This window comes from Craurococcus roseus (genome assembly GCF_039523795.1).
Taxonomy (GTDB): domain Bacteria; phylum Pseudomonadota; class Alphaproteobacteria; order Acetobacterales; family Acetobacteraceae; genus Craurococcus; species Craurococcus roseus.
In genome coordinates, this window is the sequence record NZ_BAAAFZ010000038.1 from 107,707 (window position 1) to 132,555 (window position 24,849).

24 protein-coding genes are annotated in these 24,849 nt (G+C 72.3%); 5 read left to right on the forward strand and 19 right to left on the reverse strand.

Translation table 11 applies throughout. From position 1 onward, the window contains the following. Nucleotides 1–3: 3 nt before the first annotated feature. The 7 genes from ABD067_RS13920 to ABD067_RS13950 form a co-directional block, all read right to left on the reverse strand. Nucleotides 4–408 (reverse strand): DUF2721 domain-containing protein, encoded by a 405-nt coding sequence (locus tag ABD067_RS13920; protein ID WP_343895913.1) that lies wholly within the window; start codon nt 406–408, stop codon nt 4–6. Nucleotides 409–480: 72 nt separating this feature from the next. After that, on the reverse strand, nt 481–1,683 hold the full coding sequence (locus ABD067_RS13925) for an acyl-CoA dehydrogenase (protein WP_343895914.1): 1,203 nt from the start codon (nt 1,681–1,683) through the stop codon (nt 481–483). A gap of 84 nt (nt 1,684–1,767) precedes the next feature. Then, nucleotides 1,768–3,537 carry a DEAD/DEAH box helicase gene (locus ABD067_RS13930; protein ID WP_343895950.1) on the reverse strand — a complete coding sequence of 590 codons (1,770 nt, stop codon included), beginning with the start codon at nt 3,535–3,537 and terminating at the stop codon, nt 1,768–1,770. A 799-nt stretch (nt 3,538–4,336) separates the two neighbouring features. Beyond that, nucleotides 4,337–5,491 carry an alpha/beta hydrolase family protein gene (locus tag ABD067_RS13935; RefSeq protein ID WP_343895915.1) on the reverse strand — a complete coding sequence of 385 codons (1,155 nt, stop codon included), beginning with the start codon at nt 5,489–5,491 and terminating at the stop codon, nt 4,337–4,339. A gap of 123 nt (nt 5,492–5,614) precedes the next feature. Then, nucleotides 5,615–7,615, reverse strand: coding sequence for a DNA topoisomerase IV subunit B (parE, locus tag ABD067_RS13940; protein WP_343895916.1), 2,001 nt, complete (start codon nt 7,613–7,615; stop codon nt 5,615–5,617). Nucleotides 7,616–7,745: 130 nt separating this feature from the next. After that, nucleotides 7,746–8,258, reverse strand: coding sequence for a DNA starvation/stationary phase protection protein Dps (gene dps / locus ABD067_RS13945; RefSeq protein ID WP_343895917.1), 513 nt, complete (start codon nt 8,256–8,258; stop codon nt 7,746–7,748). Between the two features lie 146 nt (nt 8,259–8,404). After that, nucleotides 8,405–10,009 carry an MFS transporter gene (locus ABD067_RS13950; RefSeq protein ID WP_343895918.1) on the reverse strand — a complete coding sequence of 535 codons (1,605 nt, stop codon included), beginning with the start codon at nt 10,007–10,009 and terminating at the stop codon, nt 8,405–8,407. Between the two features lie 104 nt (nt 10,010–10,113). Between ABD067_RS13950 and ABD067_RS13955 the strand changes: the two genes are divergently transcribed. Beyond that, nucleotides 10,114–10,443 (forward strand): DUF962 domain-containing protein, encoded by a 330-nt coding sequence (locus tag ABD067_RS13955; protein ID WP_343895919.1) that lies wholly within the window; start codon nt 10,114–10,116, stop codon nt 10,441–10,443. 10 nt (nt 10,444–10,453) lie between these two features. On the opposite strand, the gene ABD067_RS13960 is transcribed toward ABD067_RS13955, so the two are convergent. Next, complete coding sequence (locus tag ABD067_RS13960) at nt 10,454–11,971, reverse strand: HWE histidine kinase domain-containing protein (RefSeq protein ID WP_343895920.1); 1,518 nt, start codon at nt 11,969–11,971, stop codon at nt 10,454–10,456. Nucleotides 11,972–12,133: 162 nt separating this feature from the next. Between ABD067_RS13960 and ABD067_RS13965 the strand changes: the two genes are divergently transcribed. Both ABD067_RS13965 and ABD067_RS13970 read left to right on the forward strand, forming a co-directional pair. Continuing rightward, entirely contained in the window at nt 12,134–13,420 is a 1,287-nt protein-coding gene (locus ABD067_RS13965; RefSeq protein ID WP_343895921.1) for an NCS2 family permease, read from the forward strand. Nucleotides 13,421–13,497: 77 nt separating this feature from the next. Next, a complete protein-coding gene (locus tag ABD067_RS13970; RefSeq protein WP_343895922.1) occupies nt 13,498–14,469 on the forward strand; it encodes a Bug family tripartite tricarboxylate transporter substrate binding protein in 972 nt (323 codons plus the stop codon). Nucleotides 14,470–14,752: 283 nt separating this feature from the next. Here ABD067_RS13970 and ABD067_RS13975 read toward each other — a convergent pair whose 3' ends face one another. The 6 genes from ABD067_RS13975 to fdhD form a co-directional block, all read right to left on the reverse strand. Beyond that, on the reverse strand, nt 14,753–15,832 hold the full coding sequence (locus tag ABD067_RS13975; RefSeq protein ID WP_343895923.1) for an NAD(P)H-dependent flavin oxidoreductase: 1,080 nt from the start codon (nt 15,830–15,832) through the stop codon (nt 14,753–14,755). A 101-nt stretch (nt 15,833–15,933) separates the two neighbouring features. Then, nucleotides 15,934–17,166: a CaiB/BaiF CoA transferase family protein gene (locus tag ABD067_RS13980; protein ID WP_343895924.1), complete on the reverse strand. Its 1,233-nt coding sequence runs from the start codon at nt 17,164–17,166 to the stop codon at nt 15,934–15,936. Between the two features lie 52 nt (nt 17,167–17,218). Further along, nucleotides 17,219–17,437, reverse strand: coding sequence for a hypothetical protein (locus tag ABD067_RS13985; protein WP_343895925.1), 219 nt, complete (start codon nt 17,435–17,437; stop codon nt 17,219–17,221). Nucleotides 17,438–17,639: 202 nt separating this feature from the next. Further along, complete coding sequence (locus ABD067_RS13990; RefSeq protein WP_343895926.1) at nt 17,640–17,765, reverse strand: hypothetical protein; 126 nt, start codon at nt 17,763–17,765, stop codon at nt 17,640–17,642. Beyond that, a complete protein-coding gene (gene mobA, locus ABD067_RS13995; protein WP_343895927.1) occupies nt 17,762–18,433 on the reverse strand; it encodes a molybdenum cofactor guanylyltransferase MobA in 672 nt (223 codons plus the stop codon). The genes ABD067_RS13990 and mobA overlap by 4 nt, the downstream gene beginning before the upstream one ends. Further along, on the reverse strand, nt 18,417–19,325 hold the full coding sequence (gene fdhD, locus ABD067_RS14000; protein ID WP_343895928.1) for a formate dehydrogenase accessory sulfurtransferase FdhD: 909 nt from the start codon (nt 19,323–19,325) through the stop codon (nt 18,417–18,419). The genes mobA and fdhD overlap by 17 nt, the downstream gene beginning before the upstream one ends. A gap of 87 nt (nt 19,326–19,412) precedes the next feature. Here fdhD and ABD067_RS14005 point away from each other — a divergent pair, with 87 nt between their 5' ends. After that, on the forward strand, nt 19,413–19,973 hold the full coding sequence (locus tag ABD067_RS14005) for a LysM and BON domain-containing protein (protein WP_343895929.1): 561 nt from the start codon (nt 19,413–19,415) through the stop codon (nt 19,971–19,973). A 234-nt stretch (nt 19,974–20,207) separates the two neighbouring features. On the opposite strand, the gene ABD067_RS14010 is transcribed toward ABD067_RS14005, so the two are convergent. Further along, a complete protein-coding gene (locus ABD067_RS14010; RefSeq protein ID WP_343895930.1) occupies nt 20,208–20,612 on the reverse strand; it encodes a hypothetical protein in 405 nt (134 codons plus the stop codon). A 210-nt stretch (nt 20,613–20,822) separates the two neighbouring features. Here ABD067_RS14010 and ABD067_RS14015 point away from each other — a divergent pair, with 210 nt between their 5' ends. After that, entirely contained in the window at nt 20,823–21,827 is a 1,005-nt protein-coding gene (locus ABD067_RS14015) for a hypothetical protein (RefSeq protein ID WP_343895931.1), read from the forward strand. On the opposite strand, the gene ABD067_RS14020 is transcribed toward ABD067_RS14015, so the two are convergent. Genes ABD067_RS14020 through ABD067_RS14035 form a run of 4 tightly spaced genes read right to left on the reverse strand, consistent with a single transcriptional unit; the run spans nt 21,811 to nt 24,825 of the window. After that, nucleotides 21,811–22,599: an ABC transporter permease gene (locus ABD067_RS14020; protein ID WP_343895932.1), complete on the reverse strand. Its 789-nt coding sequence runs from the start codon at nt 22,597–22,599 to the stop codon at nt 21,811–21,813. The genes ABD067_RS14015 and ABD067_RS14020 overlap by 17 nt on opposite strands. Further along, the gene (locus ABD067_RS14025) at nt 22,596–23,351 is read right to left on the reverse strand and encodes an ABC transporter ATP-binding protein (protein WP_343895933.1); all 756 of its coding nucleotides are present in this window, start codon (nt 23,349–23,351) and stop codon (nt 22,596–22,598) included. Before ABD067_RS14025 ends, ABD067_RS14020 begins: the two co-directional genes overlap by 4 nt. Beyond that, nucleotides 23,348–24,382: an ABC transporter substrate-binding protein gene (locus ABD067_RS14030; RefSeq protein ID WP_343895934.1), complete on the reverse strand. Its 1,035-nt coding sequence runs from the start codon at nt 24,380–24,382 to the stop codon at nt 23,348–23,350. Before ABD067_RS14030 ends, ABD067_RS14025 begins: the two co-directional genes overlap by 4 nt. Further along, nucleotides 24,382–24,825: a hypothetical protein gene (locus ABD067_RS14035; RefSeq protein ID WP_343895935.1), complete on the reverse strand. Its 444-nt coding sequence runs from the start codon at nt 24,823–24,825 to the stop codon at nt 24,382–24,384. The genes ABD067_RS14030 and ABD067_RS14035 overlap by 1 nt, the downstream gene beginning before the upstream one ends. Nucleotides 24,826–24,849: the final 24 nt, after the last annotated feature.

Here is a 24,849-nt window from a genome sequence, read left to right on the forward strand (position 1 = left end):
GCGTCAGGGTTCATCGGCGAGCGGCAGGTGCCGGGAAGCGAGGCGTACCTCGGCAAGGAACAGGACGAGCGCGGCGATGAGGGCGAGCATGGCGGCGATCAGAAGCGCCGCCAGCACCCAGGCGACGCGCAACTCGAGAAACGCGCCGCCGAAGGAGGCGACGATGAGCGAGCAGAGCAGCATCGCCGCCAGCACGCAGGCGCCGATGGCGCGGTGCAGGCACCAAGCCCTCCGCACCAGCCGCTGCCGCTCGCCCGGCAGCGGCGGGGAAAGGCCGTTGCGGATCGCCCTTTCCCGGTCGATCAAACGGCCGAGCCGGCCGGCCAAGACGTTCAGCGCTGAGAAGATGCCGGTGAGGAGGAACGCCGGCGCGAGCGACTGCCCTATCGCCCGCTCGATCTCCGCCACGTCCTCGGGCCCGAACGGCCAAATGGGTGCGGCCTCCGCTGCCTTGCCGGCGCCTGCCGCGCCCCGCCGCTATCAGGCGCCGAACGCGTTGAGCCCGGTGATGGCCCGGCCGAGGATCAGCGCGTGCACGTCGTGCGTGCCCTCGTAGGTGTTCACCGTCTCCAAATTCATAACGTGTCGGATCACGTGGTACTCGTCCACGATGCCGTTGCCCCCGTGCATGTCGCGGGACACACGCGCCATGTCGAGCGCCTTGCCGCAGTTGTTGCGCTTGATGAGGCTGATCATCTCCGGCGCGACCTTGCCTTCGTCGAACAACCGGCCGACGCGCAGCGCGGCGTTGAGCCCGAGCGCGATCTCGGTTTGCATGTCCGCGAGCTTTTTCTGAATGAGCTGGGTGTTCGCCAGCGGCCGGCCGAACATCTTGCGGTCCAGCGTGTACTGCCGCGCCGCGTGCATGCAGAACTCGGCGGCGCCCATCACGCCCCAGGCGATGCCGTAACGCGCGCGGTTGAGGCAGGAGAACGGGCCGGCGAAGGACTTCACGCCCGGCAGGCGGTTCTCCTCCGGCACGAACACCTCGTCCATCATGATCATGCCGGTGGTGGAGGCGCGCAGGCTGAACTTGCCCTCAATCTTGGGGAAGGTGAGGCCCTTCATGCCTTTCTCGAGGATGAAGCCGCGCAGCACGCCCTCATCGTCCTTGGCCCACACCACGGCGAGGTCGGCGATCGGCGCGTTGGTGATCCAGGTCTTGGAGCCGGACACCATGTAGCCGCCATCCACCTTGCGCGCGCGCGTCCGCATCGAAGAGGGATCGGAGCCGGCGTCGGGTTCGGTCAGGCCGAAACAACCGATGAACTCGCCCGAGCGGAGCTTGGGCAAAAACTTCTCCTTCTGCTCCTCGGAGCCGAAGGCGTGGATCGGGTACATCACCAGGCTCGACTGCACGCTGAACGCCGAGCGGTAGCCGCTGTCCACCCGTTCCACCTCGCGCGCCATCAGCCCGTAGGCGACGTAGGACACGCCGGCGCAGCCGTAGCCTTCCAAGGTCGCGCCGAGGAAGCCCATGTCGCCGAACTCGTTCATGATGGAGCGGTCGAAGCGCTCGTGCCGGTTCGCCTCAAGGATGCGCGGCATCAGCCGCTCTTGGCAGAACTGGTGCGCCGACTCTTTCACCATGCGCTCCTCGTCGGTGAGGAGTTCTTCGAGGAGGAACGGGTCCTCCCACTTGAACACGGCGGCACTCTTGCTCTTCGGGCTGACGACGTTCATGGCTCCTCCTCGCCGCACCGTAGGAGCCGGCGCGGCCGTTCCGGCCTCATGCATTACGCCCCGCACGGCGCGGGGTTCGTCGGCTCAGGCCGCGGCCTGCTCCGTATCCGCTGGATCGGACGCCGCCGGCTCCCGGCGCGGGCGGGGTATCGGGATCAGCATGAACGCCGGGACGGCGTCGCCGAAACCCCGCACGGACGGCCCCAAATCGTCGCGTTCGCCCCGCCGCCGCGGCGGTGCCGCCGCCGCGTCGTCCGGCCGCCGGTCACGGCGCGGCGCCCGTTCATTGGAAGCTGCCGGCACAGGGGGCAAAGCTTCAGCAACCTCGCCGCCCCGTGCGGGCGCCGCCGCACGCTCCGGCGCCTTGCGGGCAGAGCGCTCGCGCCGAGGGCGCGGTTCGCCACCAGGAGCGGCATCGCCCCCCCGTGACGCCCGGCGTCCGCCCCGCGCGGCCGTTCCCGCCGCAGGCGCGTCCCGCTCGGGCCGGGAAGACCGGCCGCCGCCGCGCGAAGCGCTCCCGCTCCGCGCCCCGCCGCCACGCCCGCGTCGCGGGCGGGCGGCGGCTTCCGCCAGTTCCTCGGCGCTGACCGGGTCCAGGCCGTCCACCTCGATGCGCGGGATGGGACGCCCCGTCAGCACCTCAATCGCCGCCACGCTCTTCGCTTCGTCGGCTGTGGCTATGGTGAAGGCGGCGCCTTCGCGCCCAGCCCGCCCGGTGCGCCCGATGCGGTGGACATAATCCTCGGCGTGGAAGGGCACGTCGAAGTTGAAAACGTGCGACAATCCGCCGATGTCCAGGCCGCGGGCCGCTACGTCGGAGCAGACGAGCAGTTGCAGATCCCCCACCTTGAATTTGTTCAACGTGGCGAAGCGGGAAGGCTGGTCCATGTCGCCGTGCAGCGCGCCAACCGAAAAGCCGTGCCTTTTGAGCGACTTGTAGAGCACGTCCACTTCGACCTTGCGGTTGCAAAAGATCAAGGCGTTCTGGACGTCTTCGCTTCGGATCAAGCGGCGCAGCGCCTCGCGCTTGTCGATCTCCCGAACCCAGACCAAGCCCGCGGTGATGGTGGCTGCGACGCTCGCCGGCGGCGCGACGCTGATTTCCTTGGGGTTGGAAAGGAAGGCGTCGGCCAAGCGCCGGATCTCGGGCGCCATCGTGGCGGAGAAAAACAAGGTCTGTCGGATCGTCGGCAGGAAGCCCACGATGCGTTCGACATCTGGGATGAACCCCATGTCGAGCATCCTGTCCGCCTCGTCGATCACCAGCACCTTCACGTCGGCCAGCAGGATGCGGCCTCGATCGAACAGGTCCAGCAACCGGCCCGGCGTGGCGATCAGGACGTCCACGCCCTTCTCCAGCACCGCCCGCTGCTCGTCCATGCTCTCGCCGCCTATCAGCAACGCGTGCGTCAGGCTGAGGTGCTTGCCGTACTTGACGAAGTTTTCGGCGACCTGGAGCGCCAGCTCGCGCGTCGGCTCCAGGATGAGCGAGCGGGGCATACGCGCCTTGGCCTTGCCGCTGGCAAGGATGTCGAGCATCGGCAGGGTGAAGCCGGCGGTCTTGCCGGTGCCGGTCTGGGCGCAGCCGAGCACGTCGCGGCCCATCAGCACCACCGGGATGGCCTGCTCCTGGATCGGCGTCGGCGTGACGTAGCCGGAATCGGCCACGGCCTGGAGGATGGGCCCCGACAGACCGAGATCGGCGAAGGTCACGGGCGGAGGCCCGGTTTCCTCCGCATCCGCCGAGGGCTCGTCCTGATCGTCTGCCTCGGGCTCCACGTCCGAAAGGCTTGCGGGATCGGCATCCAACCGGCCGTCCCCGGTCGCTTCCGTTTCGGCTGGAGCCGAGGCCATGTCCGACTCAGGCGCGGCCAGGGCTTCCGGCTCGCCAATGGGTGTGCTGGTGTGGTCGGCCTCGGCCGCCACGGGGGCAGGCCGGTCGGAGGTATCGCTCAACGTCGGTCGGTTCCTTCGCCGGGACTCGGCGGCGGATTGCCGGCCGGGGGGAATCCCCCGCCACGTCCGACGCCCGGCGAGCCCGCGCAACTGAGCCGCCGTTCCTGGTACGCGCGGCATATGCGCCTGCAACCGGCGGAAATCAAGCTTTCTGAGATCCTAGCGGCGGCCTTCCGCACGGGTTCGCTGTCACCGGGGTACGCAGCGTACCGTGTCGTCCCAGAACAGAACGCGCGCCTGGACGGTGCCTCCTGGGCACGGGGCCTGCCGACGGGTGACAGCCGGCAAGCCGGCGTCCCACCCGCGGACCGACGCGTCGGCGCCGCCCCCGGCCACGGCGGCCATCGCGCCGCCGCTCCTGCAGCGTCCGCCCCGCCTCGGCGTCCCGCCATGCGGGCACAAGAACCGTCGTGCCGCCTCCACCGCGCCGCGATCGGCGTTGGGGACCGCCGCGGCGCGCGACGGCGCACGTGCGGCGGCGGCCGGCGTCGAAACCCACGGCGCCGAGGCCAAGCCGAAGGCCGCCAGGGCCAAAGCCAAGGACCGCATCGGGCCGCGGAACCCTTGGCGACGGCGGCGGAGCGTCGGCTCGGTCGGCGCTAGCATCCCGGTGATCACGGCTCCGCTTCATGGGGTCGGGCCCCGGCGGCGTCACTCTCCCCGATGAAACGCCGCTCGTCCACTTCTGCGACGCGCCTCAGGCGATCAGCAAGTCATCGGCGCTTGGCGTGGCGCCGTTCAGCAACGCCCGGATGTCGACGTCGCCGTCCCTGTCCGCGTCGAGGTCGAAGAAGCGGCCGGTCGGGTTGAAGGCGCCGCTGCCCCGCAACTCCACCGGCGGGGGCGGGCCGATCAGGCCGTCGCGGACCGCGTCGGCGAAGGCGTCCGACAGGCCCGGACCGACCGCGTTGGCCAGCAGCGCCAGCCCGCCGATCTCTCCCGGGTCGCCGCGCTCCCCGGCGGCGAACAGGGCGTCGCTGGACAGGTTGGTGAACAGCGACTCCAGGTTGACGTGCGCCTCGTCCGCGGTGAGCACCACCGGATTGCCCCCCGCGTCCACCGCTTGGAAGGTGATGGTATCGCCGAGGTGGCTGCTGACGCGCGACACGATGTCGCCCTCGGTACGGACGTGGACCGCGTCCAGCCATGCCAGCACCGCCGGGTCGAGCGCGCCGCCGTTCAGCGACTCGGCCGCGTCCCGTCCGCCGAGCGGGTCCACCCCGAACACTTCAATCCTTTCCGCGTGGCCCGTCGCGGCCGCCAGGACCGCCTCGGCCGTCTCGTAGCCCGCGACCTGGGCGAGCGCGCCACCGAGGCTCGCGCCCACGAACGCCACCTCGTTGCCTTCGGCGATCGCCGCGGTTTCGGCATCGGCCACCATGGCGGCGAAGGCGGGGGAAGAGGCCTGCGGCCGCGCGAGGTCGAGGTCGGCCACCACGTCGGCCAGGGACTCGAAATTCGTGTCGTCCAAGGCGAACACCGCGCGCCCGTCCGAGAGCGAACGGAGCTGCACCGCGTGGAAGCCGGTGACCGCGTCCTCGTAGGTCTCCGCCACCGCGAAGGCCTCCCCGCCCACGACAATGCCGGTGGCCTGCGGCCCAAGCGCGTCCACCAAGCGCGGCACCGCGGCGAGCGTGGTGTAGGACAACGCCTCGGCGCGCGAAGCGTCGGAAGCACCCGTCGCCACGGAGGGGGTGTCGTCCGGGCCGCGCAGCGGCTCCGGCAGCGCCGCCGCGAAGTCGGCCAGCACCGCGATCGGCGGCGCGCCCGCGGCGACCGCGTCCAACAGCGGAGACAACGAAACGCCGCCGAGGCCGAGCGACTGCGGCAGCGCCAGGGATGTGTTCACCATGCGATCGCGCTCTTTCCAGTGGCCACCGCGGCTCCGCCGCATCGCGGCGGAACATGCGTGCCACCCGGGGGTGCGACAAGGGCGCGGCCGTGGAACGAAGGCGCCACGCGCGCCCCTGCGGCGTCAGACGTCGACTTCCGCATCGTCGAGCTTGGCGGCGTTCTCCTGGATGAATTTGAAGCGCAGCTCCGGACGCCGGCCCATCAGCGCCTCCATCAGTTCAGCGGTGCGCGCCCGCTCTTCCGGCGGCAGCACCACCTTCAACAGCACGCGCCGCTTCGGGTCCATGGTGGTCTCCTTCAGCGACGCGGGCGGCATCTCGCCGAGGCCCTTGAAGCGGCTGACCTCCACCCGCTGGTTCGGCTTGAACTCGCGCTTCAGCAGCCGCTCGCGGTCAGCGTCGTCGCGGGCGTAGACCGACTTGCCGCCGGCCTGTAGGCGGAACAGCGGAGGCTGCGCCAGGAACACACGGCCCTGGCGCACGAGCTCCGGCAGCTCCTTGTAGAAGAAGGTCATCAGCAGCGCCGCGATGTGGGCGCCGTCCACGTCCGCGTCCGTCATGACGACCACACGGCCGTAGCGCAGGCGGTTGAGTTCGAACTTCTCGCCGGCGCCGCAACCGAGCGCCTCGATGAGGTCCTTCAGCTCCTGGTTCTGCCGCAGCTTGTCGGCCGAGGCACTGGCGACGTTGAGGATCTTGCCCCGCAGGGGGAGCACCGCCTGCGTTTCTCGATCGCGCGCCTGCTTGGCGGAGCCGCCGGCGCTGTCGCCCTCCACCAGGAAGATCTCGGTGCCCTCGGCGCTCTCGCGCGAGCAGTCCGCCAGCTTGCCCGGTAGGCGCAGCCTGCGGGTGGCGGTCTTGCGCGGCGTGTCTTTCTGCTCGCGGCGTCGGATGCGGTCTTCCGCGCGCTCGATCGCCCAGGCGAGAAGGTTGTCCGCGGTGCTCGGGTCGCCGGCGAGCCAATGGTCGAAGTGGTCGCGCAACGCGCCTTCCACCAAGCGGGACGCCTCGGCGCTGGTCAGCTTGTCCTTGGTCTGGCCCTGGAATTGCGGATCGCGGATGAAAACCGAGAGCATCCCCGCCATGCCGCCGAACAGGTCCTCGGCGGTCAGGTTGGCCGCGCGCTTCTCCTTCTTGAGCTCGCCGTAGGCGCGCAGGCCTTTGACCAGCGCGCCCCGCAACCCGGCCTCGTGCGTGCCGCCCTGGGGGGTCGGGATGGTGTTGGCGTAAGTGGACAGGAAGCCTTCGCCCTGCTCCAGCCAAGTCAGCGCCCACTCGCAACGCCCGGCCCGGTCGGGGAACTCCGCCTCGCCCGCGAAGGGCGCCGGCACGACGCCGCTGCGGCCTTCAATGGCGGAGGAGAGGAAATCGGACAAACCCCCGGGGAAGTGCAGCACCGCGGAGGCGGGCGTTTCGTCTTTGATCAGCGACGGGTCGCAGGACCACCGGATCTCGACGCCGCGGAACAGGTACGCCTTGGACCGGCACATGCGGTAGAGCCGCGCGGGGCTGAACTCCGGCTTGCCGAAGATCTCGGCGTCCGGCCGGAACCGCACGGTGGTGCCCCGGCGGTTGTGGACCGGACCGGCGTTTCTCAGCTTGCCGGCGGGCTTGCCGCGCCCGAAGGCTTGCGTCCACAGCGTGCGGTCGCGCGCGACCTCCACCTCCAGCCGCTCGCTGAGCGCATTCACCACGGAGGAGCCGACGCCGTGCAGGCCGCCCGAGGTCTCATAGGCCTTGCCGGAGAACTTGCCGCCCGAATGCAGGGTGGTGAAGATCACCTCCAGCGCCGAGAGCTTGGGGAAGCGCGGGTGCGGGTCGGTCGGAATGCCGCGGCCGTTGTCGCGCACGGTCAGCCAGTTGCCCGGCTCCAGCGACACCTCGATCCGGTCGGCGTGCCCGGCCACCGCCTCGTCCATCGCGTTGTCGATGATCTCGGCCGCCAAGTGGTGCAGGGCGTTCTCGTCGGTGCCGCCGATGTACATGCCGGGCCGGCGCCGCACCGGCTCCAATCCCTCCAGGACCTCGATGTCCTTGGCGGAGTAGGAGGACGCGGGCGCGCTGACGGATCCGGAGGGCGCGCCCTTCGGGGGGGCACGGCGGCCACCGAACATATCGTTCATGTCTTGTTCCCCATTTACCCGCAAAGATAGCCTCGGCCGCGCCCGTATACAACTTGGGCGGCGAGTCGCCCCGCCGCCCACTGCTTTTTTCAGAGGCTGGTCAGGAACCGGGGCGGGGCGCCTGCGCCGGTCAGCGCGCCGTGTCGTTGGGGAGGTGCGCTTCCAGCATCCACAGCATCTTGTCGATCGCCCGCGACTGCTCAGTGAGTAGGTCGGCGGTGTCGGCGTCGCCCGCTTCGTCCGTCTGGTCGATGCCCTCGCGCAGCGTCTTCGCCACCTGGGCGTAACGGTCGGCCAGGGCCCTCACATGGTCCATGCCGGCGTAGAGATCGGTCGGATAGGGCTGCAACCGCGTCTGGTTGGCGAGCACCTGCGTGGTGCCGTTGGCCGTGCCGCCGAGCTGGACGATGCGCTCGGCCAAGTCGTCGGAGCTGGTGTGGAGGGCGTTGTAGAAGCCCTCGAACAGCGTGTGCAGCGACCCGAAATGCGGTCCCTTGACGTTCCAGTGGGCCTGCCGCGTCGCGTTGTAGAGGTCCACCGAGTCCACGAGGCAGCCCTGGAGGATGTTGACGGACGCCTGCTTGGCGTTGGACGGCACGTCGTTGCGGGTGGCCGCCATGTTCTGGGGGTTCTCATTCGCCATGGTTGTCGTCCTCGCTTTCCCTTCTGGATGCGCCGGCGGTGCGCGCCGGCCGTCGGCACTGAGATGGTGGTACGCCGGCGGCCCGCCACCCGCGGCGGGGCGGCCGCCGCCCCCGGCCCATGACAACCCCGTTGGCGCCTTCGGGTTCAGGGTGGAACGTTGAGGTAGCGCGAGGCTTCCGGCGGGGCCTCGGCCCGGTGCAGCGCGGCGGCGCGGGCGAGGGCCGCCAGGTCGTCGTCGGTGAGGCGTTGCGCTTCCCGCAAGTGCTCCGTCCAGTTCCCGACCGCCCAGAATTCGGCCCAACGCTCGGGGTGCGCGACGTCCTCGTACAACCGCCAAGTGAGGGCGCCGGAGCGCAGCCGCACCCGCCGCACCTCCCGCATGGCGTCGAGGAACGCGGCCCGGTCCGCGGGGTCGACCCGGTACCGCACCACCTCCAGCACCCGGCCCGACCGCTCGCCGAGGAGCTTTTCCAGCTCTGCCGCGGGCGCTTCCGGAACCGGCACGGCCGCCGCCGCCCCGCCGCCCTCCCGCGCCGCCGCGGGGTCGAGCCGCCAGGGCCGAACCGCGAGGGCGATCGCCATGCCGCCGAGCGACGCGGCGGCCAGGGCAGGTGCCACCCCGAACCGCGCGCCGATCCAGCCGGCCAGGGCTGCGCCAAAGGCCATCATGCCGAAAAAGCTGAGCTGGTAGATGGCGATCGCCCGCGCCCGCACCCAGGCCGGCGCCGCCACCTGCGCCGACACGGCCAAGGTGCTGCCGGCGGCGATCCACGCGGCGCCGTAGAGCGCCATGGAGAGCGCCGCCGGCAGCCAATGCTCCGACAGCGCCAGCAGCCCCATTGCCAGCGCGACCACGAGCGAGGCGCGGAACACCAGCGCTCCCCGGTCCATCCGCGCTCGCAGGAAAGGCAGCACGAAGCCGGCTCCAACGGCGGAAGCGCCCATCACCCCCAGCATCAGGCCGAACGCCTCTGGCCCGAGGCCGAGCTGGCCGCGCACCAGCAGCGGCAACAGGCCCCACACGGCGGCCGCCGGCAGGAAGAAGGCGCAGGCGCGCAGGATCGCCGCCTGCATGGCCGGGCTTGCGGCCACGAAGCGCAAACCGGCGCGCATGGCCCCGACCAGGTGCTCCTTGGGCAGCGTGTTGCGGCGGTCGGGGGGCCGCCGCCAAGCGATCAGCGCCACGATCAGCAACAGGAAGGCGAAGGCGTTGAGCGCGAAGGCCGCTTCCGGTCCCGCCGCCGCGATGGCGAAGCCGCCGAGCGCCGGCCCCACCGCCCGCGCCAGGTTGAACCCGATGCCGTTCAGCGCCACCGCGCCCACCAAGTCGTCGCGCGGCACCAGCTCCGGCGTGGTGGCGGCCCAGGCCGGGAAGTTGATCGCCGTCCCGGCGCCGATGCCGAAGGTGATGGCGAGCAGGCCCCAGGGCCCGAGCGCGTCCGTTGCGGCCAGCAGCGCCAGCAGCGCCGCCATCAGCAGCATCCAGAGTTGCGCCCCGATCAGGAAGCGGCGCCGGTCCACGATGTCCGCCAGCGCCCCCGCCGGCAGGGCGAGCAGGAACACCGGCAGCATGGACGCGGCCTGCACCATGCTGACCATGAAGGGGGAGGGGTCGAGGCTGGTCATGAGCCAGCCAGCGCCGGTGTTCTGCACCCACATGCCGGTGTTGCTCGCCAACGTGGCGAGCCAAAGGGTGCGGAACACGCGATGTCGCAGCGGGGAGAAGGCGCGGGGCAGGGGGACGGCCATGCGCCGCACCCTGCCAGCAAAGGGCCCAGGCAGCGACCGCGTCCCGCTCGGCCGGGCAAAGAAGGCCTTGGCGGACGGTCCCGGACGGGCGCAAGATCGCCCGCATGGCCGCCGAGCGCTTCTCCACCTTCGGGGAGTTCTGGCCCCATTATCTCCGCGAGCACGCGCGACCCGCGACGCGGGCGGTCCACGTCGGCGGCACCTGGGTCGCGCTGGCGGTGCTGCTGTCCGGCCTGCTCGCCGGCCCGTGGTGGCTGGTCCTGCTCGCGCCGGTGGTCGGCTACGGCTGCGCCTGGGTCTCGCACATGCTCATCGAGCGCAACCGGCCCGCCACCTTCACCCACCCGGCTTGGTCGCTGCTCGGCGACCTGCGGCTGGCCTGGCTGGCCGCGACGGGCCGGCTCGGGCCGGAGCTGCGGCGGAACGGCTTGTAGCAGACGGGCGTCACGGAGCGACGGCGCGAGCCGCCGGCATGGCGATGTCGCAGACGAGCCCGACCGCGCGCCAGTCCCGCTCCACCCGGCCGCCGAGCTGGTCGCGGATCGTCCCTTCGAGCACGCGCGAGCCGAAGCCGCACCGCTCCGGCCTGCCCCGCAAGGCGGGGCCGCCCGTCTCCGCCCAGCGCAGCCGCAGCACCCCGGCGGGGCGGTCGAGGGCCCAGTCGAGCGCGACCCGCCCCTCCGCCGCCGAGAGCGCCCCGTGCTTCAGCGCGTTGGTGGCCAACTCGTGCAGCGCCATCGAGACGGGCTGCACGGCGGCCGCGGCGAGCGTGACCTCCGGCCCGCCGAACCGCACCCTCCCGGCCGGTCCGCCCTGCGCGAAGGCCGCCAGGGTGTCCTCCGCCAACGCCCCCAACGGCGTGCCCGACCGTGTCCGGTCCGCGAGCATCGCCTGCGCCCGGGCGATGGCGGCTACGCGGCCTTCGACGGCGCGGGCGAAGGCAGGCACGGTGTCGGCGCGGGTCAAGCGCAGCACGGCCTGCACCACGGCGAGGGCGTTGCGGGCGCGGTGGTCCACCTCACGCGCCAGGAGGTCGCGCCTCGCTTCCGAGCGGCGACGCTCCGTAACGTCCTCCAGCATCAGGCTCACTGCGGGCACGCCGCCGCTGTCACCCGTGCCGGCCTCCGCCGGATGCGGCAACACGGGCTGCAGGCTCGCCACCCAATGGCGGGGCGCGCCGGCGTCGTCCGGGGCGCATTCCAACTCGATCCCGGTCGCCGCGACGCCGGTCTCGACCACGCGCCGGTGCCCGGCCCGCACCCCCGCCAGCGCCGAGGAGGGCAGCACCTCCTCCAGCGACCGGCCGCAAGGCGGCGCCTGCGGCACCCCGAGCATGGCGGCCAGGCGCGCGTTGAGGTTCAGGAGCTTGCCGCCGCGGTCGAGCAGCGCGAGGCCCACCGGGACCGTGTCGTAAACGGCGCGCAACTCCGCCAGCGCCCGCGCCGCGGCGGTTTCGGCGGTCCGGCGCACGGTCACGTCGAAGGTCACGCCGGCGGCGTGCACCGCGCGCCCGGTCGCCGGGTCTCGCGCCGTCACCCGGCCCTGCGACCGCAACCACCGCACCGACCCGTCCGGGTGGACCACGCGGAACTCCACCGCGTCGAACTCGTCCTCGCCGGGCGACCGCGCCATCGCGCGGCGAATGGTTTCGGCGGCCATGGCGCGGTCATCCGGGTGCACCGCCGCCAGCACCTCCATCCGGGAGCGCAGCGATCCCGGCGGCCGGCCGTAAAGCTCTTCGCGCCCGACCGATCCCCAGGTCGTATCGCCAACGAAATCCCAATCCCAGGTCGCCATCCGCGCCGCGTCGAGCGCGAGCCGCAGCCGCGCCTCGCTTTCCGCAAGGGCGGCGCGGCTGGCTTCCAAGTCGGCGTTGGCGCGGCGGAGCGCCGCGTTCGCGGCCGAGATTTCTGCCAAGTGGGCGCGGCTCTCGGCCAGATCGCGCTCCATGCCGGGGCCCATGTCCCGCTCCAACGCCAAAACGGTTCCGGCGGAGCGCCGGATCTTCCAGGTTGTGACATTGCGGCATGGACCCGAGAAAAGCAGCAGGATTTTCGTTTCGGCGCGGGTATACGCGCCGCGGCCCCGGTGGCGGCGGCCGGGGCTTTCCGGAAGGGGGTGTCGATGGAGCGGTTCTTCGGCCTGCGGGAGCGCGGCACCACCGCGCGGCGGGAGGCGTTGGCCGGCGCCACCACCTTCTTGACGATGGCGTACATCCTCGCCGTCAACCCGCAGATCCTGGCGCAAGCCGGCATCGACGCGGGCGCCGCATTCGTCGCCACCTGCCTCGCGGCGGCGATCGGCTCGGCGCTGATGGGCCTGCTCGCCAACCTGCCCATCGCCCTGGCGCCGGGGATGGGGCTGAACGCCTACTTCACCTTCGCCGTGGTGCTCGGCGCCGGCGTGTCCTGGCAGGCGGCTCTCGGCGCGGTGTTCCTCTCCGGCCTGCTCTTCTTGGCCGTGTCGCTGCTGCGGGTGCGGGAATGGCTGGTGAACGGCATCCCGCTCTCGCTCAAGCTCGGCATCGCCGCCGGCATCGGCTTCTTCCTCGGCCTGATCGGGCTGCGCGCCATGGGCCTCGTGGTCGCCAATCCGGCGACGCTGGTGGGCCTCGGGCCGCTCGGCGCGCCGGCGACGCTGCTCGCCTGCGCCGGCTTCGTGCTGATCGCCGGACTCTCGGCGCGCGAGGTGCCGGGCGCCATCGTCATCGGCATCCTGGCCACGGCGGCGCTCGGCATCCCGTTCGGCCTCACCACCTTCAAGGGCCTGGTGAGCCTGCCGCCCTCGCTCGCGCCGACCTTCCTGCAACTCGACATCGCCGGCGCCCTGCAACTCGGCGTGCTCGGCATCGTCTTCACCTTTTTCCTCGTGGACTTGCTCGATAACACCGGCACCCTGATCGCCACCACGCACCGCGCCGGCCTCATGCGGCCCGATGGCTCCGTGCCGAACCTCGGCCGCGCGCTGATGGCGGACTCGGGCGGCGCGGTGATCGGCGCCGCGCTCGGCACGTCCACCACCGTCAGCTACATCGAGAGCGCGGCCGGCATCGGCGCCGGCGGGCGCACCGGCCTCACCGCTCTGGTGGTCGCGGCGCTGTTCCTGCTGGCGCTGTTCCTGGCGCCGCTCGCCGCCTCCGTGCCGGGCTTCGCCACCGCGCCAGCGCTGGTGTTCGTCGCCTGCCTGATGGCGCAGGCGCTGCGCGGCCTGCCGTGGGACGACGCCACCGACTACGTGCCGGCGGTGGTCACGGCGCTCGCCATGCCCTTCACCTTCTCCATCGCCACCGGCATCGGCCTCGGCTTCATCGCCCATGCCCTGCTCAAGGCCGTGGCCGGGCGCGCGGGCGAGGTGAGCGGCGCGGTGTGGCTGATCGCGGCGCTCTGCGCGGTCAAGTTCGCCCTGGGCTGAAGCGGCCCGCGGCGCCGGCGGCTGCGCGCCGATAGCCCGGCGTCCGATGCTCCCCCGGCTAGGGAGGGAACCGCGCCATGAAGCGCCGCAGCCTGATCGCCGCCACGGCCGGCGGCCTCGCCTCGCCTGTCGTCGCCCATGCCCAGGCGGGCTGGCCGGACCGGCCGATCCGCTTGGTGGTGCCTTTCGCCGCCGGCACCAGCACCGACATCATCGGCCGGCTTGTGGCGGCGCAGCTCTCCAGGGGTTCGGGCGGCGCCGCGGTGCCGGTGGACAACCGCGCCGGCGCGGGCGGCTCCATCGCCGCGCTGCACGTCGCGCAGCAGCCGCCAGACGGCGCCACGCTGCTGCTCAGCGCCATCGGCACCCACGCCGTCAACCCGCACCTCATGCGCGACCTGCAATACGACCCGATGCGCGACTTCACACCCCTCGTGGCGCACAGCCGGACGCGCATCCTGCTGGTGGTCCGCCCGCAGTTCGGGCCGCGTACGATGGCCGAGTTCCTGGACCTCGCGCGCGCCCGCTCCGTTTCGGTCGCCTCGCCGGGCACCGGGACCACCGGCCACCTCGGCCACGCGCTGCTGACCACCGCGACGGGCATAGAGATGCTGCACGCGCCCTACCGCGACGGCGGACGCGCCGTTACGGACCTGCTGGGCGGCCGCATCGACGCGATGTTCTACCACACGCAATTCGTGCGCCCGCACATCGAAGCCGGCGCGATGCTGGGCCTCGGCATCACCGGCCCCGGCCGCAGCGAGGCGTTGCCGGAGGTCCCCAGCATGGCCGAGGTCGGCCTGCCGCAAGTGGACGTCGTGGGCTGGTGGGCCGTGCACGGCCCGGCCGGCCTGCCGGCGCCGATTGTGGCGCGCGTCAACGGCGTGCTGAACGCCGCCCTGCGCGAGCCGGAGACGCTTGCGGCTTTCGCCCGCAGCGGCGTGGAGCCGATGGGCGGCGCGCCCGCCGACCTCGGCGCCTTCGTGCGCCGGGAGCACGAGCGCTGGGGCGAGGTGGTGCGGCGGGCGCGGATGACGGCGGACGGTTGACGGCGGGGAACCCCGCCGCTCCGGTCGGAAGCGCCGCACGCGGCCGCGCCCTGCGTCCCGGCCGATGGCCGAATGCGGCGCGTCCCTCCGCCCGTGCGACGGCGCGTGCGCGCCGCTTCCGGTCATCGATCGCGCGGAGGCGCGATCGGGAGCCGTCGGGCGAGGCACGCCGACCGGACTGGGCGACCCCACGCCCACGCACGCCCCCGGCGGCCGCGCGGCGCCGCGGGGATTGCCGGGTCGACGGGCGCTCCGCTCCGGCGGTGCCGGGCGCCGCGCCAGATCAAGGCGACAACGCTTGCGCCCCGTCCCACAGCAGCCGCACCACGTCGCCCGCCGGCTCCGCGCGCGCCAAGGCGGCGCCCTGGCCCGCCCAGGCCTGCATGGCGCCGGCGTCGCCAGCCTTTTCCGCCGCCGCCCGCACAGCCCCCATCAGCGCCCGCTGCACCGGGTAGGGTGCGGCCTCGACGCCGCTGCCTGCCGCGAAGGCCTCCGTCACCCGGTTGCGGAGCCCGCGCGCCAAGCGGCCGCTGAAGGCCCGCGTCAGCACCGTGTCCTCCGGCCGCGCGCCGGCGAGCGCTTCGGCCCACCTGGGATGGACCGCCGCTTCCGGGCAGCGCAGGAACGCGGTGCCGGCCTGCACCGCGCTGGCGCCCAGGGTCAACGCCGCCGCCACCCCGCGGCCGTCCATGATCCCGCCCGCGGCTATCACCGGCACCGAGACCGCGTCCGCCACCTGCGGCAGCAACGCGAACAGCCCGACCGTCTGCGCATCCGCCGCGCCCGGCTCGAAGGAGCCGCGGTGCCCGCCCGCCTCGGCGCCTTGCGCCACCACGGCGTCGGCGCCGGCCGCTTCGGCGGCTCGCGCTTCCGCCGCCGTGGTGGCATTGGCGAACCAGGCGATGCCGCGCGCCTTCAACTCCGCCGCGAAGTCCGGCGGGAACAGGCCCATGATGGACGACACCGCCGGCGGCGCCGCCTCGAGGATGGCGTCCAACTGCGCGCCGAAGTCCGGCAGGAATGGGCCGGGGCCCGCCTCGGGCACGGCGATGCCACCGCCCACGCGCGACAGCACGGCGCGCACCCGCGCCTCGTGCCCGGCGTCCCGCAATGGAGGCGGATCGGGAATCCACACGTTGATCTGGAAACCGCCGTTGCTGCGGCCCCGGAACTCCGCCGCCCAATCGCGGATGCCTTCCGGCGCGGTCAGCAACGCCCCCAGCGCGCCGAGCCCGCCCGCGTTGGCCACAGCGGCGGCCAAGGGCGCCGGGCTGGCGCCTGCCATCGGCGCCTGGAGGATCGGCGCGCGCAGCCCGAATCGGGCGCAGAAGGCGAGGGCGCGGTCTCGAGCGGCGGCGGGCATGGATGGGCTGCCTTCTCCGGCGGCGTTGGCCGCCGAAGGTGCTCCGGGGCGGTGGCGCGAGCAACCGACCCGGTGTGCCGGCTGCCCCCATCCGCGCCGGGTCAGTCGCCGGCCGGCGCCCCTGCCAGCACCACCACACCCCGCGTCTCCAGGCCGCGCACTTCGTCCTCCCCGTAACCCAGTTCCGCCAGCACCTCCGCCGTGTGCTCGCCCAGGCGCGGCGCGTGGCGGCGGACGGAGGCGGGCGTCGCGGCGAAGCGCGCCGCCGGCCGCGGCTGGCGCAGCCGGCCCTCGGTCGGGTGCTCCGACACCGGGAACATGCCCACGGCGTCCAAGTGCGGGTGCGACGGCAGATCCTCCAAGCGGGTGAAGGCGGTGGCCGGGATGTCGAGCCGCTCGCACAGCGCCAGCCACTCGGCCGTGGTCCGCGCGCGGGCGATCCCCGCCACGGCGGCGTAGACCGCGCCGATGTTGGCGTTGCGCGTCGCCGCGTCATCCGTGCCGAGCGCCTCCACCAACTCCGGCCGCCCCGCCGCGGTGAAGAACGCCCGCCAGTGCGCGCCGGTGTAGGGGAGGAGGGTGATCCATCCGTCCGCGGTCCGCACAGGCTTGCGCTGGCGCAGCCGCTCGTAGCCCGGCGGACCGGCCGGCGGCTCGAAAGCCATGCCGCCCAGGTGCTCCACGCCGACGAAGGCGGCGAGCGTTTCCAGCATCGGCACCTCCACGAGTTGGCCCTCGCCCGTGCGCTCCCGGTGCAGCAAGGCGGCGAGCACGGCGGAGAGCAGCGCCATGCCGGTGATCTTGTCCGCGACCAGGCTAGGCACGAAGGCGGGCGGCCCGTCCTCGCCCCCGACCACGGCGGCCAAGCCGCTCGCGGCCTGGATGATCTCGTCGAAGGCGGGTCGCGCCCGGTGCGGCCCGTCCTGCCCGAAGCCGGTGGCGACAGCGTAGACGAGCCGCGGGTTCAACGCCGCGCAAGCCTCCCAGCCGAAGCCCAGGCGCGTCATGCCGGCAGGGCGGACGTTGGTGACGAGCGCGTCCATGCGCGGAAGGAGCCGCCGCAGCACCTCCGCGCCTTCTGGCGCCTTCAGGTCGAGGCAAAGGGAGCGCTTGTTGCGGTTCACCCCCAGGAAAACGGAGGCCATGCCACGGTGCCGGGACACGCCCGAGGCCCGCACGAGGTCACCCACCGGCGGCTCGACCTTGATGACTTCCGCGCCCCAGTCGCCCAAGGTCTGCGTGGCAAAGGGGCCGAGCACGACCCCGGTCAGATCCAGGATTCGGATGCCCCGCAAAGGGCCGGTCGCCGCCGTCGCCGCACCATCATCGTCCATGCCGCCGTGCCCCCGCCCGTGCCGCGACGATAGGCGAGGGGAGGCGGGTGCGTCAGCCGGTCAGCGGCTCCGGCATCAGGCGGTAGTCGACGTAGTCCGGCGTCAGCAACAGGGCTTCCACCTCCGCCTCGTCGGCGTCGAACCAGCGCGCGTGGTCGCGGCTGAGCGTCCAGCGGCACTCACTCTTTTCGCCTTGGTCGTGGTAACCAGCGAAGTAGTAGACCGGGTCAGCCGGATCCTGGCTGACGGCTGCGATGATGCGTTTGGCCATGGTGCTGCCCCGTCCGAGGTTCGCTGCGCCACCGGGCGCCGACGCCGAATGTTGCGACATCGGTTCGATAACGCGCAATGCCATGCCGGTCCAGCGCGATCACAATTCCGAGCGCATATTTATTTTTGGGACGTTTCGTGTTTATGTTGCAAAATAAAAATATGCTGCCCGCTTGCCGCCTCGCCCAGGGCGGCGGAACGCCTCACAAACGCACGGCGTCCGACCGGTAGAAGTCGCCGGCCGTGCTCTGGACTTCGCTGTTGAGGATGAAGGCCGCCCCTGTCGCCAGGGCCGCGGCCAACAGCACCCCGGTGATGATGGCTTTCACGGCGGTTTTTCCCTCTTCGATCCTTCTTCATTCCCTATGGGCACGCCGTTGGGCCGCCGCAAGAGAATGCGCTCCGCCGTTGCGAGGTCGTCCGGCGCGTTGGCGTTGAAGAACGGGTCCACCGGCGCGGCCGGCCACCCCTCCACGGCGCAGCCGAAGCGGGCGGTCCAACGGTCGATCTTGCGCTCTCCCCCGGCCAGCGCGTCCCGGAGGGCGGACCTGAGCGATACCGGCCAAAGCCCGACCGGCGGGTGCGTCCGGCCCTCCGTGGCGGCGCAAGCCAGCGGTGCGCCGTCCCGCTCCCGCGCGGCGTGCAGCCTTTCCGCCAGGTCGAAGGGCAGGAAAGGGCAGTCGCCGGGCACGGTCAGCACCCAGGGCAGCTCCGGCCGCCGCTCCGCCGCCCAGTCGAGCGCCGCCAGCACGCCGGCCAGCGGCCCCGGGTTGTCCGGCACCCCGTCCGCTACCACGGGCAGGCCGTAGTCGGCGAAGCGCCCCGGGTCGCCGTTCGCGTTCAGCACCACCGACGCCACCTGCGGCGAAACCCGGTCCAGCACGTGCCGCAGCAGCGGCCGACCGGCCAGGCGCCGGAGCGGCTTGTCGCCGCCGCCCATGCGCCGCGCCAGCCCGCCGGCCAGCACCGCCCCCAGCGTGTCAGCCCGCGGCGCCATCGGAGCCCGCCGCTTCGGCCTCGCGCGAGTTCTTCCGCCAGTGCTTCGCGCTCTCCTCCTCCACGTAGCGGAGGTCGGCGTCGAACACGATGCGGTCTTGCCCCGCCAGCGCCAGGAACCGCCGCCCCTTGCAGCGGCCGATCAACGTCAGCCCCGCTTGCCGGGCCAGCTCCACCCCCCAAGCGGTGAAGCCGCTGCGCGAGACCAGCACCGGGATGCCCATGCGGACGGTCTTGATCACCATCTCCGAGGTGAGGCGCCCGGTGGTGTAGAAGATCTTGTCGCCCGGCGCCGTGTCGTGGCGGAACATCCAGCCAGCGATCTTGTCCACCGCGTTGTGCCGGCCGACGTCCTCCATGTAGACCAGCGGCCGGTCCCGCTCGCACAAGGCGCAGCCGTGGATGGCGCCCGCTTCCAGATAAAGCGTCGGCAGGGTGTTGATCCGGTGCAGCAAGCGGTACAGCCAGGAGGTTCGCACCTCCGCCTCCGCCGGCAACCGCGCCGACTCGAAATCCTCCAGGAGGTCCCCGAAGGCCGTGCCCTGGGCGCAGCCGCTGGTGAGCGTCTTTTTGCGCAGCTTGGTCTCGAAGTCGGTGCGCGCCTCCGTCCGCACCACCACCACCCCGAGGTCGTCGTCGTACTCCACCCCGGTCACCCGGTCGCCGCGCTTCAGCATGTTTTGGTTGAGCAGGTAGCCGAGCGCCAAGTCCTCCGGCAGGTCGAGGATCGTCATCATGGTCACGACCTCCTGCCCGTTCAGATAAAGGGTGAGCGGACGCTCCACCGTGACGCTCGCCTCCACGAGGGCGCCGGTGTGGTCCACCCCCGAGACGCGCCGCGTCAGGCGCGGGTCCGAAGGGTCGGGCTGGACCAGCAGGGGCGGCGCTTCCATCCTTCGCATGTGGCGCCCCGTGCCCCGCCCGGCAACCGCCGGCCCCGCGGCACGTTCCGCCGTCGACCAACAAAGGAGCGCCTAGCCATGGGCCTGTTCAGCTTTCTCCGCGACGTGGGCGCCAAGCTCTCCGGCCACGGCGGGGCCTACTCCGCCCCGACCCCCGAAGCGCTGGCGAACGAGCTGAAGCGGCTCGGCCTGCCGGCGGACCAAGTGTCGATGGAGGTCGAGGGCGACACCGTCCACCTGTCCGGCAACGTGCCGGACGCCGAAACGCGCGAGAAGATCGTGCTGGCCGTGGGCAACGTCGAAGGCGTCGGCAAGGTGGACGACGGCGGGCTCCAGGGCGGCGAGCAGACCGGCTCGCTCGCCGGCGCCATCGGCGGCATGGCCCAGCTCCCGGCCGGCGCAGCCGGCACCAGCGCCGCTGGGGGCGCGGTGAGTGGGGCTTCGCCGCAACCGGTGGAGCAGGGGCCGGGCGGCTCGATGTTCTACACGGTGCAGAAGGGCGATACGCTTTCCGCCATCGCCAAGAAGCAGTACGGCGACGCCAACGCCTACAACCGCATCTTCGAGGCCAACCGCCCGATGCTGGAACACCCGGACCGCATCTACCCGGGCCAGGTGCTCCGCATCCCGCCACGCTGACCGCGGCGGGCACCGCACGCGCTCGGGGGCAGTCGGGCGACGAGGCGCACCGGCCCCGCGCGGCGCCCCGGCGCTGCGTTGGCGGTCAGCACCGTCGCCTGTTCCTTCGCGCCTGGGCGACCATGCCTCGGTCGAACGGGCCTCGAGCAGCGGCGACTTCCGGATGACGGCGATAGCATTTTCGCCCGTCACCGCGACCCGCGGCATCAGGCCTTCGGCGGTCCGCCCTGCAATTTAGCTGCGTCCGCGCGCAAAGACTCGCGTCTGCGGGCGGTATTGACCGCGGCGGCTCATGTTGAACTCGGCCGGGTTGAGCGGCGCCACCTTCACCATCGGCTCCCGGGCCTTGGCGCCCAGGGGAGGCTCGCCGCGTGCCGCCCTTTCGAACGGACGCGACAGTCCGGTCATCGTCTCGTGGATGTTGATCCTGCGCACCGCTGCCTCGAGGGCCGAACCAGCGTAGCTCAGTAAGCCCTTCGCCGCTTGCGGTGGCTCGATGGTGCGAGCCGGGGCGATCCAGCACCAGCGCTCAACCCCGTTGAGGCCCCCCCCGGCCGAGCCGGGCCATCCTCGCCCGTCAGGCACCGGCGGGCGTGCGGCGAAGCGCCGCCGGTCCGCCGGCGCCAGCCCTGCCGTCAAGGCGGGCCGCCCACCAAAGGAGACCCGGCGACCGCCATGAGGAACCCCGCCGCTTGCCGCCACAGCCGCGCCCCGCGTGACCTCGCGCTCGCCGCGCTGCTCCCGACGGTCGTCCTCGGCGCAGCCGGCTGCGCTTGGACGGGGCCGGGGCGCCTGAACGCGGACCAAACCGGATGAATCGCGGCGCTCGGCGACCGGCTCAAGCGGCAAATGCTGCTCAACATGGTCCGGCTGCGCCACGCCGACGTGCAGGCTTTCATCGCTGTCAGCCAGCTCATCTCCGGCTACACATTGCAGAGCACGGGCCAGCTCGGGCTCAGCGACTACCCGAACGCCGCCGCTGGCAACTTGGCGACGGTGGCCGGCACGGTGCGATACAACACCCGTCCCACCTTTACCTTCATGCCGGTGACGGGCGAGCGTTACGCGCAATCCTACCTGCGGCCGCTCGCACCCGCGGAACTGCTATCCCGGGCGCAGAGCGGCGCCCCGATCGACGTGCTGTTCCGCCTCGGCGTCCAGTCGGTCAACGGGCTCTCCAACGGCGCCACCCGCGGCGGCGATGCGCGGGAGGCGTCCGAGGGTTTCGAGGCGCTGATGGAAGCGATGCGCGAGGTCCAATCCGCTGGCGCGGTGGGCCTGCGCTTCGAGCGCCAACCAGCCGGCGCCGGCCCCCCCAGCAGCCGCCGGGTCTACCTGCTCCTCGACGGTGACAACCGGCGCGCGGACGCCGCGGCGCGACGGGTGAAGGAACTGCTGGGCAGCGGCCCGGACGCGCGCGAACTGGAGGTGGTCTACGGCCGCCGCCGCCGCGGCCCCGGCCAGGTCGCGGTCCTGACCCGCTCCGCGCTGCAGATCCTCCACGAGCTGGGCTCCCAGATCGAGATGCCGGAAGCGGATGTCCGGCGGGGCGAAACCCCGGCCACCGAAGCCAGCGCTGCCGGCCTGCGCGGTCGCTTGGTCGTGGTGCGCCAAGGCGACCGCGCGCCGGACGATGCCTATGCCGCGGTCGAGTACCGCGGGCGCTGGTTATGGATCGACGCCAGCGACTACCGTTCCAAGGCGGCCTTCGCCTTCGCGCACATCCTGGAAGTCCTCGCCGGGAGCTGGCCAGGGCCAGCCTGCGCCGACCGTCACCATCCCGGCGCAATAGGCAGTGAGATTCTAAAGAATCAAGCAGCACTCAAACAAGACAGATTCATCCATCCCGCCTAGCCGCGCTCTCGTGCCATTGTCGCAGCGAAAGGTGTTGCACCAAGCCGAGCGCCGCGAAAAGGATGATGCCCAGGGCCGAGATCAGCGCGAGCGCCGCGAACATCCGCGGTATTCGCAGCTGGTACCCCGCTTCGAGGATGCGGAACGCCAACCCCGCGCCGGTGCCGCCCGCGCCGGCCACGAACTCCGCCACCACGGCGCCGATCAACGCGAGCCCGCCCGCGACGCGCAGCCCCGCCAGGAAAAAGGGCAGGGCGGAGGGCAGTAGCAGCAGCGCCAGCGCCTGCCCGCGCGTGGCGCCGTAGAGGCGGAACAGCTCCACGAGGTTCCGGTCCGCCGAACGCAGCCCGAGCGCCGTGTTCGACAGCACCGGGAAGAACGCCACGATGGAGGCGCAGACCAGCAGCGCAGCCGTCACGTCCTCCACCCAGATCAGGATCAACGGCGCGATCGCCACGATCGGCGTCACTTGCAACACCACCGCCCAGGGGAACAGCGCCCGTTCCAGCGCGCGAGACTGCGCGAACAACACCGCCAGCAGCCCGCCCGACGCCACCGCCACCAGCAAGGCCAGCAGCGCCACCCGCAGCGTCACCAGCGTGGAGGGCCACAGCAGCGCCCAATCCTCCCGCAGCGCCGACGCGATCGCCGCCGGCCCCGGCAGCACGTAGGACGGCACGCCGAACAGCCGCACCGAGCCTTCCCACAGCCCGAGCCCCAGCAACCCCACGAGGCCGGGCGCCGCCGCCCAGCGCAGCGCCGCCGCGATCACGCCGCCATCGCCCCTTCCAGCGCCGCGGCGACGCCGCCGCACAGGGCGGCGAACTCGGTCGAGGTCCGGAACCCGGGCGGGCGCGGGAAGGGCGCGGGAACGGGCAGGTCGGCCACCACCCGCCCCGGCCGCGCCGCCATCACCGCGACGCGGGAGGACAGGTACACGCTCTCGAACACCGAATGCGTCACGAAGGCCACCGTCACCCCGCTCTCGGCGCGCAACCGCAGCAGGTCGTCGTTCAGGCGGTGCCGGTTGATCTCGTCGAGCGCCGCGAAAGGCTCGTCCATCAGCAACAGCGAAGGGCGCGTCACCAAGGCCCGCGCGATGGAGACGCGCATCCGCATGCCGCCCGAGAGCTCCCGCGGCCAAGCCCGCTCGAAGCCCGCGAGCCCGACCGCGGCCAAGGCGGTTGCCGCCCGCGCGTCCGCCTCGCTACGCGCCACGCGGCGCAGGCGGAGCGGCAACCGCGCGTTCGCCAGCGCCGTCGCCCAAGGCATCAAGGTCGGGTCTTGGAACACGAACCCTATGTCGCCCGGCCGCCCGCCGCCGGAGAACACGACCTCGCCGGACGAGGGCCGGATCAGCCCCGCGACCAAGCGCAGCAAGGTGGACTTCCCGCAACCCGACGGCCCGAGCAGGGAAAGGAACTCGCCCGACCGGACCTCCAGGTCGACGCCCGCCAACGCCTCGGTCCCGTTCGCAAATCGCACGCCGACGCCGCGCAGCGCGACGAGCGGCGGCGCCGTCACGCCTTGCCGATGCCCTTGTTCACCAGCGATAGGTCGAAGGCCCGCCGCCAATCGAGGTCGCGCGGCAGCACGCCCACCGCGGCGACCGCGGCGTGGAAGCGCCGCCAGCGCTCCTCGGTCATGGCGCCGATGCCGAGCGTCGCGGCGTCGCCGGAGCGGACGATGCCCGCCTCGTTCATCATGCGCGTGCCGAAAGCGATGAGGTCGTCGCCCATCTCCGGGTTCTGCGCCCGGATGAGCGCGTTCGCCGCCGCCGTGTCGAAGTTGCCCGCCGGCCCTTTAAGGTACTGGTCCCAGCCCTCCACGGTGGCGTCCACGAAGCGCTGGACGACGTCGCGCCGCTGCTCCAGCGTGCGGGCGCCGATGTTGATCGTCGTGCCGTAGTTCTCGAAGCCGGCGTCGTGCAGCAGCAAGGTGTCCGGCTCCACGCCGGCCGCGCGCAGGCTGAACGGCTCGGAGCCCAGGTATCCCTGCTGCACCAGCATCCTATCGGCCAGGAAGGGCTGGAGGGAGAAGGTGTAGGGACGCACCTGCTCGTCGCGCAGGCCGTACTTTCCGCGGAGGAAGGGCCACCACGTCGCCCGCGGCTCGGCGCTGATCAGGACCGTCCGCCCGCGCAGCGCCTCGAAGCCGGTGAGGCCGGTGCCAGGGTGCCCGATGAGCACCACCATGTCCTTCTGGAACAGCGCGCCGATGCAGAGGAAGGGTAGGTTCTGCTGAACGAAGTTCAGCGCCGTGACGCCGTTGCCCATGCTCATGTCGACGCGTCCGCCGAGCAGGAGCTGCGCCGGGTTCACCTGCGGCCCGCCCGACCGCAAGTCCACTTCCAGCCCGGCGCGCCGGTACAGCCCGGCCGCCTGCGCCTGGTAGAAGCCGCCGTGCTCCGCCTGGGCCCGCCAGTTGGTGACGAACGAAACGCGGTCGAGCCGGGGCGCCTGCGCCCGCGGGGGCGCCTCCAACAGCAGCGGCGCCCCCGCGCCGAGCAGCCCGAGCGCCGCACGGCGCGAGGCGACGAAGCGCCGCACGGCCATCAGAACCTCCGCAGCGGGCGGAGCAGCAGCGCGGTCCCCCAGCCCCAGGCGCCGTTGAGCAGGAGCGCGCGCCACCAGATCCGCTGGTTGTAGCCGGCGAAGAGGGGTTGCCCCTTCAGCGTGGCGACCACCGTGAACGCCACCAGCGTCAGCACGAGCGCCCCGAACACGAAGCCGAACAGGAGGTCCGGCAACCGCGTCCCGCGCAGGATGGCGGCGAGCAGGACGCCCCAAACACCGCCCCAGAACGCCCAGGAGACCAGTTGCGGCACGCCGAGGGGCTTGGTCGGCGCCATGCTGAACGGGAAGCCCACGGGCCCGAACACACCGGTGCCGACCTGCGCTTTCACCGTCAGCATGTGCAGCAGCCAAGCCGCGCCCTGGTGGAACACCAGCACCGCGGCGAAGCCGGCGAGGAAGCCGAGGAGGATCGTTCGTCCCATGCGGGCAGCCTAACCCCGGCACGA

Excerpts from the sequence above, each read along its gene's own strand:
- ABD067_RS13950 (WP_343895918.1), bottom strand. The coding sequence starts at position 10,009 with ATGGCCGTCCCCCTGCCCCGCGCCTTCTCCCCGCTGCGACATCGCGTG.
- ABD067_RS13935 (WP_343895915.1), bottom strand. The coding sequence starts at position 5,491 with ATGGTGAACACATCCCTGGCGCTGCCGCAGTCGCTCGGCCTCGGCGGC.
- parE (WP_343895916.1), bottom strand. The coding sequence starts at position 7,615 with ATGAACGATATGTTCGGTGGCCGCCGTGCCCCCCCGAAGGGCGCGCCC.
- ABD067_RS13980 (WP_343895924.1), bottom strand. The coding sequence starts at position 17,166 with ATGGACGATGATGGTGCGGCGACGGCGGCGACCGGCCCTTTGCGGGGC.
- ABD067_RS14015 (WP_343895931.1), top strand. The coding sequence starts at position 20,823 with ATGCTGCTCAACATGGTCCGGCTGCGCCACGCCGACGTGCAGGCTTTC.
- ABD067_RS13955 (WP_343895919.1), top strand. The coding sequence starts at position 10,114 with ATGGCCGCCGAGCGCTTCTCCACCTTCGGGGAGTTCTGGCCCCATTAT.
- ABD067_RS13925 (WP_343895914.1), bottom strand. The coding sequence starts at position 1,683 with ATGAACGTCGTCAGCCCGAAGAGCAAGAGTGCCGCCGTGTTCAAGTGG.
- ABD067_RS14035 (WP_343895935.1), bottom strand. The coding sequence starts at position 24,825 with ATGGGACGAACGATCCTCCTCGGCTTCCTCGCCGGCTTCGCCGCGGTG.
- dps (WP_343895917.1), bottom strand. The coding sequence starts at position 8,258 with ATGGCGAATGAGAACCCCCAGAACATGGCGGCCACCCGCAACGACGTG.
- ABD067_RS13965 (WP_343895921.1), top strand. The coding sequence starts at position 12,134 with ATGGAGCGGTTCTTCGGCCTGCGGGAGCGCGGCACCACCGCGCGGCGG.
- fdhD (WP_343895928.1), bottom strand. The coding sequence starts at position 19,325 with ATGGAAGCGCCGCCCCTGCTGGTCCAGCCCGACCCTTCGGACCCGCGC.
- ABD067_RS13970 (WP_343895922.1), top strand. The coding sequence starts at position 13,498 with ATGAAGCGCCGCAGCCTGATCGCCGCCACGGCCGGCGGCCTCGCCTCG.
- ABD067_RS13960 (WP_343895920.1), bottom strand. The coding sequence starts at position 11,971 with ATGGGCCCCGGCATGGAGCGCGATCTGGCCGAGAGCCGCGCCCACTTG.
- ABD067_RS13985 (WP_343895925.1), bottom strand. The coding sequence starts at position 17,437 with ATGGCCAAACGCATCATCGCAGCCGTCAGCCAGGATCCGGCTGACCCG.
- ABD067_RS13930 (WP_343895950.1), bottom strand. The coding sequence starts at position 3,537 with ATGGCCTCGGCTCCAGCCGAAACGGAAGCGACCGGGGACGGCCGGTTG.
- mobA (WP_343895927.1), bottom strand. The coding sequence starts at position 18,433 with ATGGCGCCGCGGGCTGACACGCTGGGGGCGGTGCTGGCCGGCGGGCTG.
- ABD067_RS13975 (WP_343895923.1), bottom strand. The coding sequence starts at position 15,832 with ATGCCCGCCGCCGCTCGAGACCGCGCCCTCGCCTTCTGCGCCCGATTC.
- ABD067_RS14005 (WP_343895929.1), top strand. The coding sequence starts at position 19,413 with ATGGGCCTGTTCAGCTTTCTCCGCGACGTGGGCGCCAAGCTCTCCGGC.
- ABD067_RS14030 (WP_343895934.1), bottom strand. The coding sequence starts at position 24,382 with ATGGCCGTGCGGCGCTTCGTCGCCTCGCGCCGTGCGGCGCTCGGGCTG.